Source organism: Scytonema hankhaensis NUACC26 (genome assembly GCF_045865695.1).
Lineage (GTDB): Bacteria > Cyanobacteriota > Cyanobacteriia > Cyanobacteriales > Nostocaceae > Scytonema.
On sequence record NZ_BAACAP010000067.1, the window covers coordinates 1 to 10,484 of the forward strand.

At 41.6% G+C, this 10,484-nt stretch carries 8 protein-coding genes; all 8 read right to left on the reverse strand.

The genetic code is table 11. The features are described 5' to 3' along the window. Positions 1-510 (reverse strand): hypothetical protein (locus ACKTT2_RS01805; protein ID WP_407883365.1); only part of this gene is annotated, 510 nt, incomplete at its 3' end. 21 nt (positions 511-531) lie between these two features. After that, positions 532-2,547 carry an ATP-binding protein gene (locus tag ACKTT2_RS01810; RefSeq protein WP_407883367.1) on the reverse strand — a complete coding sequence of 672 codons (2,016 nt, stop codon included), beginning with the start codon at positions 2,545-2,547 and terminating at the stop codon, positions 532-534. A gap of 62 nt (positions 2,548-2,609) precedes the next feature. Next, complete coding sequence (locus ACKTT2_RS01815; RefSeq protein WP_407883369.1) at positions 2,610-3,608, reverse strand: FHA domain-containing protein; 999 nt, start codon at positions 3,606-3,608, stop codon at positions 2,610-2,612. A 261-nt stretch (positions 3,609-3,869) separates the two neighbouring features. Then, positions 3,870-5,213 (reverse strand): eCIS core domain-containing protein, encoded by a 1,344-nt coding sequence (locus ACKTT2_RS01820; protein WP_407883371.1) that lies wholly within the window; start codon positions 5,211-5,213, stop codon positions 3,870-3,872. 21 nt (positions 5,214-5,234) lie between these two features. Beyond that, entirely contained in the window at positions 5,235-5,936 is a 702-nt protein-coding gene (locus tag ACKTT2_RS01825) for a hypothetical protein (protein WP_407883373.1), read from the reverse strand. 309 nt (positions 5,937-6,245) lie between these two features. Continuing rightward, positions 6,246-7,445: a DUF4159 domain-containing protein gene (locus ACKTT2_RS01830; protein WP_407883375.1), complete on the reverse strand. Its 1,200-nt coding sequence runs from the start codon at positions 7,443-7,445 to the stop codon at positions 6,246-6,248. 121 nt (positions 7,446-7,566) lie between these two features. Then, positions 7,567-8,583, reverse strand: a complete 1,017-nt coding sequence (locus ACKTT2_RS01835) for a phage tail protein (RefSeq protein WP_407883377.1) — start codon at positions 8,581-8,583, stop codon at positions 7,567-7,569. 11 nt (positions 8,584-8,594) lie between these two features. Next, positions 8,595-10,484: putative baseplate assembly protein (locus tag ACKTT2_RS01840; RefSeq protein ID WP_407883379.1), on the reverse strand; the 1,890-nt coding region annotated here is incomplete at its 5' end.

A 10,484-nucleotide genomic window follows, 5' to 3' on the forward strand; every position in this document is an offset into this window, starting at 1 on the left:
ATCAACTGGGTCATGAGAATTTGCGTGGTATTCAAACAACTCATCAACTGGGTCATGAGAATTTGCGTGGTATTCAAGCAACTCATCAACTGGGTCATGAGAATTTGCGTGGTATTCAAGCAACTCATCAACTGGGTCATGAGAATTTGCGTGGTATTCAAACAACTCGTCAACTGGGTCATGAGAATTTGTGTGGTATTCAAACAACTCGTCAACTGGGTCATGAGAATTTGCGTGGTATTCAAACAACTCATCAACTGGGTCATGAGAGTCTGAAAACTGGGTTGTTGTTCTTTGCACAACTTGCTCGGACGATGTTCCTGCCGATTGTTGAAATAAGCTTCTTCTTATACTTTCTCTCTCAGCTTTGCTAGGAATACTAGCAATTGATTTTTTAGGAGATAATACTGAATCAGTCTCTCTTAAAATTTCTAGAGAAGGTTGAGCTATTCTCGACTGATTTTTCTGCATTAAGGAGTGACGTACAGATTTTTGCGGCTCGTAAATCATATGTATATTGTTCTTATGCGATTACAACCAACCTTGAATTTCAGTATCTGTTAAAGTTCGTTCTAATTTCATACATTCACTGTGTGCTGCACTTAATATGTGTTTCATCATGATTGGTTCTTCTGCTTGTGCAGCAGTAAAGGCAGCATTCAGCGCAATATTACGGATGTTTCCACCTGCTAGATTGAGCTGAGCTAGTTTTTCAAAGTCTAATCCTTGAGTTGGTGTCTGTTGAGGAAAAACACGCCGCCAAATTTCTGCTCGCAATTTAGAATCTGGAAAGGGGAAAGAAACAACAAATCGGAGACGGCGTAAGAAAGCTTGGTCTAAAGAACTTTTTAAGTTCGTTGTCAAAATCGCTAAACCTTGATATGCTTCCATTTGTTGAAGTAAATACCCAACTTCGATGTTGGCATGACGATCGCGACTCTCTTTAACTTCAGAGCGTTTGCCAAACAAAGCATCAGCTTCATCAAAGAGGAGAATTGCACCCCCCGCCTCTGCAGCATGAAAAATCCGCCCCAGATTTTTCTCGGTTTCACCAATATATTTACTGACTACAGCACTCAGATCGATGCGGTAAAGATCCAATCTTAATTCTTTGGCTAAAACTTCTGCAGCCATAGTCTTACCAGTACCGGAAGCTCCTGCAAATAAAGCACTTATGCCAAAACCACGATTTGCCTTACTAGCGAAACCCCAATCCCAGTAAACTTTTGCTCGTTGTTGAACTTGAATCACCAAATCACGCAAGATGTTTTTTTGGGTTGCTGGCAAGATGAGGTCATCCCAAGTTGCTTTTAAGTCAAGGCGTTGTGCTAAATCATCTAGCCTGGGTCGTGCCATTGTCCGACAAATATCCCACAGTTGATGAGGAACTGGGGAGGAGGTCGAAGGTAGTGGAATCTTCTTATATCGATCGCTCACTTGCAAGCAAGCAGATTGGATCGCAAGACTGTTAAGGTTGAACTGAGAGACTAACGCTTCTACATGCCCGTTCAATTGAGTTCCACTGCTTCCAAGGCAAGAGTACCAAACGCTTCGCTGTTCATTAGGAGTCAGCTTGGGTACATCGAAGGTCATCAAAGGACGGTGTGGTGACAGTATTCGGTCTTCGGCGGAGATAATGAGTGGAGTCCGAATCTTCTGAATCAACTGTAGAATTGCTGTATTGAGTGCAGAATCGTCTGAATTCAATTGCTCGCAATCTAGCAAAAGAACGCTATTCGTTAAAATAGCTTCCCTTTCCCACCTTCGTATTATGTGGTTGAGTTCTGTTAAGTCGGTTGGTAAATGACTGACAGACATAAGTTTGAGCGCTCGCCTGTCAAGAGCACAAGCAGTAGCAGCGATCGCCCACTTATCGGTGACTTCAATACCACACAATTGTACAATAGGCAAGGTCAAAGATGTGCTTTGAGTTTGCGACCAAGCGTTTGCTAAACGTTCTGCTATGTCTTGATGTGAAGGCTGTAATAGTACGCCAGTATCAGACTTGACTGGCATAGGCTGGATTAAATGCGCGAGGCGATCGTCTTGATAAGGCTCGCCCAATAGGTACAGCAAGATACTATTGTCTATTTGCAAACGGCACTGAGGCAGATCGGAATTTATCCCAACTTTGACCAATTGCCAATATTGTAAAGGAGCATCAGGTAACAGAGCATTCCAATGAGAGTCTGGGAAAAGACGCATAGCTAAACCAAAAGTTGGATACGCTAATTGCTCGTTTCCTTGAGCCTTCATACAAAGTTGTGGGAAGTAAGGGAGAAGTGCCTGACCGACACATAACAACAGAACTTGAGTCTCGAAAAGGGATAGGTGGAAGGTGCTACACAAATGTCCTATGGCTGAGAAGCGATCCATTGTAGTAGCAACTTCAACAAGAGCAGATTCTAGATCGGGAATGGATTCTGTAGATTGTTCTAAGCGATCGCTATAATCCTCAACAGCTTGCTCAATCTCCGACAAAGCTCTTTCGAGATGTAAATAATGAATTTTGGCTTGGGATCGGGAAGTTATAGGAGTGCGGTTCATCAATTTTTTATGCCATTTTGGATTTTGAATTGAGTCCTATTTAGACTTAATTGAGCTAATTCTTACTTGTTTTGGTATGAGTTATCTTCAGAAGCAGTTGTATGCAAGTTATTTCCAGAAACCAACTGACTCATTTCATCTTCAACAGTTTGTAGGTGTTTATCTTCAGAATCAGCCGCTTCAAAAGTATTGCTTTTGTTATCAGAACGAGACTCATTGAGTTCTTTTTCCAAACTAGATTTGGGTGCGATCGCTTCTTTCCAAGCAGCTTTAGCAGCAGAACCCAAACGATTTCCGATTTCTGAAGCTCCCTTAACAGTAGCAGAACTCAAACGGCTTCCGATTTCTGAAGCTCCCTTGATAGTAGCGGAACCCAAACGGCTAGTGACAGTTGAAGTTCCTTTAGCGAGCGCTCGCCAGTACTTATCTGCTTCTTTTTCCAGTGCTTCTGGATCGATAATTTTGCTATGTTCAATCGTCTCGCGAGCTTTACGAACCGCATTAATATACGAATCTCGCGTCCAGTTTTTCGTTGTCGTAATATCTTTTATGATACGTTTATTAATCGCTACTAGTAAAGCCTGAGTTTGCGACTTGGGATCGTCCGGTTCCTCAGTTTCCAGAGTTGCGCTCACTCTTACTAAAGCACCTGGACTGTCAGTTGCTTGAGCTTCACTATGAGGCTTCCAAGATGAAAATACAGTTGCATCTAAATCTCTGATAACTGTTTTATCTTCAGGAATATCGCTAGTTTCTTGAATAAAGAGAACAAACTCACCAGCTTGAATAACATCCCCCGACTTGAGTAGATAATTCTGATTCATGGTGACAATTTCATCATTCACCTTTGAGCCATTGGTGCTACCCAAGTCAACATAATAAATTTCTCCATTTTCCCGAAAAAATTTACCATGAACTCGGCTGATATCAGAACTATCCAGAACTAAACCAGAATCAGGAGAACGACCTATAATGCATACATCTTCATCAGTGAAGATTTCATCGAAATCGAGTTCAATTCCTCGCTCTTTGGTTTGTGAATTAAAAACTTTGACTTTCATAGCTTTTTGTTGATTAGCTTGTGTTGGTTTTGCTCATCTCACATTACACACTCCGCCCTTACAACTTTAAGTTGTATAAGGCACATAAAATATCGATTATGACTGTTAATAAATATTGTCTCAAAATTATAAAACCATAATTAATTATGTCATCATGTTTGAAAATTTGTCATTAGACAGAAGTTGATATTTTTTATAAAATCCTTAACTCTATCGCTCTTTTTCAAGTCTCATATTCCAAAATTTATCATTTTTTCTAATTCAGGATTTAGAGTGTGAGGGAGAAAAATTTTTGTTATATATGTTTCCGAAATATGCCTTCAACTGATTTGTTAGTGCTTGTGAAAGTTTAGATAATGCTGTATCGATTTCTTCTATGGCTTTTTGCTTCTCCTGCTGGTTCTCAATTGATACTTTCTTTTGTTTAATAAAATTGGAAACTCGTTCATCCACTGCTTTCTGCGGCAACTCATCGAACAAGGCTATAATTTGGTCTTTATGCTGTCTCCACTCTGATGTAAAATATTTCTTATTTGTTTCGTCAATGAGAGGTTTAACTTTCTCAATCTCCTTAACGATATTGTCTTTGTAGTCGCCGTATTCTTGATTATTAGTATCTTCACCTAGTACAAGGCTAGAAGAGATAGTACACTTAGAGCGATTATCATTAATGACTTGTAGCTGTGATGCGATCGTGTCATCCAAAAATCCAGGTAAGCGATCGTTTATTTCGTCGATGAGCTTTTGAACGTTATTAGCATAATCCTCACCTTTTAACTTTTCTACAGAAGTAGCATCTTGTGTCTTCTTAGAAGAAGAAGCCTTTACCCTCTGGATAGATACAGTACGACCTGCGTTCTGTTGCACCACATGAGTCAACTCATGAGCTAACAACTCTTGTCCAGAACGACTTTGTGGATTGTATTCTCCTTGCCGAAAGAATACATCCTGCTTTGTGGTAAAAGCTCGTGCTTGTATTGTCCGATTCAGCTGGTCAGCTTGAGAATCTGTATGAACCTTCACCTGACTAAAATCAACACCAAAAGCTTGTTCCATTGGGTTTTTGATATTGTCTACAAGCGGTTTTCCATCGCTCCGTGCCTGTTGGATAGAACTTTCTAATTCTGCTGTAGCAGCCACACCCTCATTGCTACCTTGAAGTTGTAATGTAGGTTTCATTTGAAGTTCTTTCTTTTTGTTAGGCATTGCTACACTTTGGATGGTACTTATTTTAGGTTTCATCATTAACTTCTCTTCTTCAGAAATTTCATTTCGCTGAAGGTTTTGACTTGACTGCTGAGAACCTGGTGCATTAATTTGGTTTACAACCTCTGCTGCTACCCGATCTGCCTCTTGTTCGTATTTATCTCCAGGCTCTCCAATTGTTAGCTTTGTTTGAATAGGCACACCTTCTGCCTGATGACCAAACATACTTCTTCTAATGGCTTCTCTTTGCGCTTTGATAGGAATACTAGACATCATGACTCTGGGTGGTGATACTAATTTGGCTTGAATCTCGTTGCTAATAGTAAGTCGAGCCATTCGAGACTGTTTCATCTGAGTTGAGGAATCTTTGATAGATTTTTGTACTCGTTGGTAGGTCATATTAACTTTAATTGTGTTGACTTACTTACAAACTGGATAAACTGTATCCCCTGCTCGCGCTAATTTTATCTTAAGACCTCGCTGTATATAGGTTCTGGCTGCTTCCGGATAAAGGCGATCTTGTTGGACTTCTGTTTGACGTGTCTCAGGAAATTTCAAAGCAATTAAGGTGTTTACGTGTTCTTTTGGCATCCATTTTGGAAACATTGTACTCTCTTTAAGTTTTCGACCTGTTTTCCAACGCCAAGTCAAAGTATGAACCTTATTGTTAGAACCCTCAGTTGCTTCTATCTCGATCCCACGAGGCAGCTCTTGATTGTTATAAGCGTGTAGCCCGGAAGGTTCTTCAGGGTTGGCTTGACCACCACTAGTGGGTAAAGCATCAAAAATGTGTTTGTTGAGACTAGGAGTAATATTGTTACCTAGTAATTTGATGGTCTGTTTTGCTCGAGCGACACGTTGTTGCTTTTCTTCTCTTAAACCGGCTGGTTGCGATCGCTGTAATGGTTGAGCTTGAATATACGCTTCCTCTCCACCGTTCCCAAACAGTTTTCTTCTTATAGAATCTCTTTCTGCTTTACTAGGAATACTAGAAGCCGTCACTTTAGATGAAGATGTTAAATCTGCTGGTATTTGGCAATCGAGGTTAGATAGAGCAACTCGAGATTGTTTTATCTGAGTTGAAGACTGCTTAACAGATTTTTGCGCTCCTTGGTAAGTCATAGGTACTAAAAAACTCTTGAGTCTTACTGACTGTATATCTTTAAGTCTATTATTAAGTGTGTCACTGAAACTTACTATTTGTGATTAGACGTAAGTTGAATCTTTGACACAGGCGTTGCCGCCCAACCTTTGGTTTTGACTAAGCCCTGACCGAATTGCACTTCTTGTTAGCGACTTGACTTACACCGATACTTGCAAGATAGGAGTCTAAGAAAAAATCACCTATCGCGAACCTTCACTTACTCCGAGTTCTACGGATCTGCCTCTGCTTATCGATCGCATTAATCGTTGGAATTAAATAAAGTAGTTTTACCATAAAGCTGAATAATCCTCCTGTTGTAAACCAATTAACTGTCGCCGTTTCCAAGCATACTGAAGAATATTAATACCCAATTCCTGAGCCGTGCGAATGTCAAATCTAGATAAAGATAATTCTTGGTCGAGTCCCCAAGACATCGCTAAATCTCCAGTCACCAAAATAATTCCACCTCCTAAAAACATCTGAATCGGTTGTTGATTGACTGTTGGCAAAGCAGCAAATAAGAAAGGTTTTGTCCGCAAAGGGTGATTTCGGCGAAATTCTTCTAAAGGCTTTAAAGAATAACCTAATTGTTGAGCCAAAGTTTGAGTACTTTCAATTAAAGCGATCGCATCGAATGGTGCATCAACTAAAAGGGTTCCACCTTTATCTAAGTACGCTTTTAAATTGTCAAACTCACGACTATTCAAAGCTAGTGCGTCTTTACCCGTTAAGTAAAGCAAATCATAATCCAGAAGGTATTCTTCTAAAGAAACTTGACCAATATCATCAGAGCCTTTTAAAGAAGCATGAAGAACTTCTACAGACTGTAGTAAGTATGAAAGGTTAAAAAAGTTCCGAGAATACTCAGGGTCGCTATGACTAACTAAAGCCATACGCACGATCGCTTGAGGACGTACCTGAGCATAAATGCGATAGCGTAAGTCTACATTATTATATCCTGGGAAAAAAGCATCTGTAGGTTGAGTAATCGAAACTGGTCCTGGTTGTAAGAAAATTCGACAAAGCTCTATTTCTGTGGGTTCTGGTCGCTGGCTTTTTTCATCTAAACGAAAAGTTTCTTGAAGGTACTCGCTTTGGTCATTACGCTGTAGTTGGTCTGGGTCTACATAACTCACCACCAAATATATCATCACAGGTTCAGTATCAGGAATTTCCGTCGCAATCCGAAATTCTAGTGCATTAGGTACAACAATGACATTACCCGCAACATCAATAGCAACACCTGGTTGAATTTCTACCCAACGATTGTCTCGATATTCTGCTTTATACGAAGATGGAGGAGCAATCACTCGCACACCTAAGCCACAGACAATTCCTGGTTGATGGAGTGATTGATAGTGAACATTTTGCCGCAAACGGTGGTATTCATGTGCCTTGCGCCAGCGTTCGGCATTAATTAATAAACCATCTAAGGCTTGAAGGCGTGTTAAAGGTTTAATGGGTGGTGGTGGAAAAGGATGTGTCATGATACTAGGGAATAGGGAATGGGGAACTCGGGACCCCCTCTGGGGATAAGGGGCAATGGGGAACTCGGGGCCCCCTCTGGGGATAAGGGGCAATGGGGTAGGGGCGCAATGCCTTGCGCCCTTACATAAATAATTCGTAGGTGCAAAAAGCAGGTTTTTCTTGGTCGATGATACGCCGCACCAATGTTTCGTCCAGAGTTTTATTGTCAGCACGCAAACGCACAATAAAGTGGTAAGGCTGACCGCCGCCTAAGACGGTATTTTCTCCTAAGTTTGCTGACGATAAGATAAAACCTTGGCTAAAGGGTTCTGTAATGCTAATATGTTTTTCGGCTTCTTGAGATATATCCTCATCTAAAGGTAAACCCGTATAAAGATGTAAGTAAAGACGCAACCCTTTGCGAGTTCCCCGCCAACGATAAAGTTCCATAGCGCGGCGAATCAAACGACGCTGCTGAGGTATACCCCAGATTGAATCGAGTGGCCAAGCTACCCAGTAAGCTAAAAAGGGTAATAAAGCTGTTGGTGCTGTCAAGGGATCTAGGTTTGCCCACATGACCTTGAAGTTTTGAATCACCGGCTCGATCGCTTGTTCAAATATCTGCATGAAGCGACTCATAAAGTCAATTTCACGGTAGACAGCCGGGAGAAAACTCATGTAGCTAGTGTAAGGGCGGATGTATAAACCAAACTCCTCTTGCTGAATTTGTTCTTGCTCGCTACTTTCATTGATATATACGTCAATTATGCAGTGATAATCAAGAACTAACCGATCTCGTGTTTCCGGGCTGATTGCTTCTCGATCCTCAAAAAATGTAGCCGGAACAAAAAAATAAAGTACGGCTTCCATTTGCGCTCCAGGAGCAATTTCCTTGTCCTCTGTGATAATTTGACACCACTCAAGAGGAAAGTTTCCTTCTACTTTCAAGGTTAACTGCAAAGTGTGTTGTTCCAAGTTTTTTACTTGTACAATCATCTCGCTGGGTTCTCCAGGATATACAAGCAAACTCTTTTGAGTGACTGATTCTATAGTTACACTACTAGAAAGCAAGGCAGGGTCTACAGAAGGCATCGCTTCAGGAACTCGCATTGGGGTTATTTGAATACTTACAGGAGGATTAGAGCGAGTTTTCAGCATAGTCATATCCTTCAGGTAGTGATGAGAGTGATATCATGACCAGAGCGCAAATTTTTATCAGCCCAAGAGCAGATCAAATCTTGCGGTTCTAGGTTAATAAAAGCTTCTGGATCTTTTTCCCGAACCCAAGTTTGGCCTTGCTTGCGTATTGAGAATAATAAAACTGCACCTAAGTAACGCACTCCAGGAATTTGTTGTAATAACGCTACAATATCTGAAGGATAAACAGATCGTCCAAAAGGCCAACCTTTACCTTCTGGTCCCCCGGTTAGGGGATTTAAATATTGATACAGAAGAACGCGCAATTTCAATAGAATTTCTTGTTGAGCAGAAGAATGTTCGTAAGCTGGTTCGAGAGCAACTTGTGCTCGTATGGAAACACCTACATATTTCGGTTCTTGAAGTTGCACCTGTACGCCCAACAATCGCCTTTCATCTAAGTAGCGCAAAACTTTTTGTTGGACTGCTTCTTCTATGACAAACTGTTCTGGGCGTATTCCTTCTCCTCGAGCAATTCCATCTAGATTTGCTTGTGGCACAATTAAGAGACGTATATTACCTGCATCGCGTGAAGAAGTCGGTGTGATACAATGAACTCTTGCGATCGCTCCTGGAACAGCGCGTTGTGCCATCACTTCAAAGTCTTCGGCAGTTACAACGCGATCGCGAGTCCGCAGTATTTGTGGAGCTCTCAGGACAGCCCGATCCAAAGTTTCGCCATCAGCCCCATTACGTGCGGGGTTATGATTGTTCACCTTAGCAATATAAGGAACAGCCGTTCTTAAAAATTGAAGCGTATCGCTTTGAACGTTACCCTTACGTCCACCACCAATGCGATAGGCGATCGTTCTAATCTCCGAACCACGAGGCGGAATAGCTCCGTACTGATATTCCAACATTTGCAGATCGGCTAACTTAGAGTCTGCTTGCTTTGACTGCTGTATTCTGGAGCGAATTTGTGTTTGGTGGCTGAGAGAATTAGGTTCGCGAATTAAAGGACCAAATTGAACTTCACCAGTTAAAGAATCAATTGTATAGTGAAGCGAACTAGCACCAGAATCTGCAAAATCTGCAACCTCTTGCCATTTTTGAGGTAATCCTCCAGGAGGAGTCACGACTATAAACTCATTTTCTCGACGGCTTAAAATAGGAGAGCCTTGTAATTGAAAAGTTTGACCGGGCGTACCATCGCTTATTCCTAATACCTCGTTCAAAATTAGAATACTTTGGCTAGCATCCACAGTACCCCCAATAGCTTGTACGCTTAAGCCGACGATCCTTGGAGAATTAGTATAACTCGGTTGATTGGTATTTGGAGTTGTCAAAACACAGCGCAGCCAGCGACCTCGATAAGTCGTAAAGCTAGTCACTGGCCACTTTTGGGGTATATGCAGAACTACATCTGCACCTTGAGCGGGGTTGTGTTGCTCGTAGAAACTAAAACCACGAGTCGCATCATCATCTTCTCTCAGCAAGACTGGTTCCCATTGTTGACCGTCCCATGCTTCCCAACGACGGGGCGGTTGATTGGGGTTGATACCAGTGGATGTAGCAGCCGCCCCTTTAAACCTAATTCGCATGACGTTACCGTCTAGAGAGTCTTCAGAATCCAGTACTAGATAAAAACAATTACCTGGTTTTGGTTGCTCTTCAAATAAGAGTTGCTCGCGCCCTCCCCAGTCTCCATTTGTCTGACGACTCCATTGGTTGGTGACGCGATCGCGCAAAGTTTCAGGAATCTCATTAACTGTTTGAGCAGTCAAAAAGTGTTTCAGAATGGGTTTACCAATGACTAAGGGACGATCCGTTGTGAAAACAATCGCTTCACTCTCTTGGGTTCGATCTGTTGCAACTTCTATCCCAGAGGGAATTGTGTAAGCTCTTTCTAAAGCAGTGCTTAA